A 1,006-nucleotide genomic window follows, 5' to 3' on the forward strand; every position below is an offset into this window, starting at 1 on the left:
ACCTGACAACCGCCTTCTAGAGTTAGGTTCATTGCACGCTCACACAGTACGCGATCAGCTGTATCTTGGTGGTTCAACGGCTCTAGCAGTTTGATTAGTCGCTCGTCATCCAAACGACACTCAATGCCAACAGCGCCTTGGCCAACAGCCGGTAGTGACTGTTCTGGCTCAATGAAGCTGCGAATACGCTCTTCTAGCTCTAGGCGTTTTAGGCCTGCCGCTGCAAGAATAATGGCATCGTATTGACCATCGTCTAGTTTACCTAGGCGCGTACCAACGTTGCCGCGCAACTCTTTAATCACGAGATCTGGACGGTACTCCATAAGCTGACATTGACGACGCAGACTGCATGTACCTACGACAGCACCTTGTGGTAGCTCGTCAATGTTGTTGTAGGTGTTTGATACGAAAGCGTCACGTGGGTCTTCACGTTCACAAATCGTCACTAGACCTAAGCCTTCTGGGAAGTCGACAGGTACATCTTTCATGGAGTGAACCGCTAGGTCAGCACGGCCTTCTAGCATCGCGACTTCAAGCTCTTTCACGAACAGGCCTTTACCGCCAACTTTTGCCAGTGGTGTATCGAGAATAATGTCGCCTTTGGTAACCATGGTCACTAGCTCAACCTCTAAACCTGGGTGCGCAGCTTGAAGAGCATCCCTTACAAAGTAGGCTTGCCAAAGAGCAAGTGGGCTTTTTCGAGTAGCGATACGGATTGGTGCTGATTGTGTCATGGTGATTCCGATATGAAGTCTGTAATAGTCTAATCCTACCACTCTGCGCTGAAAATTCTTACTGTTTGATCATTGCGAGCTTTGATAGATAAAGGAATTTCATTACTTCACCAAAATAGTGTGATTGGTATCTCATTTGAAACATGGGCTATTATTAGAAATAGTCAATAAAGAGGACACTACCATGCCGTGGATTTAGCGTTTTCCCTAGAAGAACAAAGGTGGCAGCATCGCCAGCTTTGCTTTACCATTAAGGGTAAAAGTGTTAAATT

At 46.7% G+C, this 1,006-nt stretch carries 1 protein-coding gene; it reads right to left on the minus strand.

Going from position 1 to position 1,006, the window contains the following annotated elements; translation table 11 throughout:
- On the minus strand, positions 1 to 734 hold a 734-nt coding region (hemC, locus tag KIV40_RS28305), incomplete at its 3' end, for a hydroxymethylbilane synthase (protein ID WP_285352534.1).
- Between the last annotated feature and the right edge of the window lie 272 nt (positions 735 to 1,006).

Source organism: Vibrio sp. D173a, assembly GCF_030248475.1.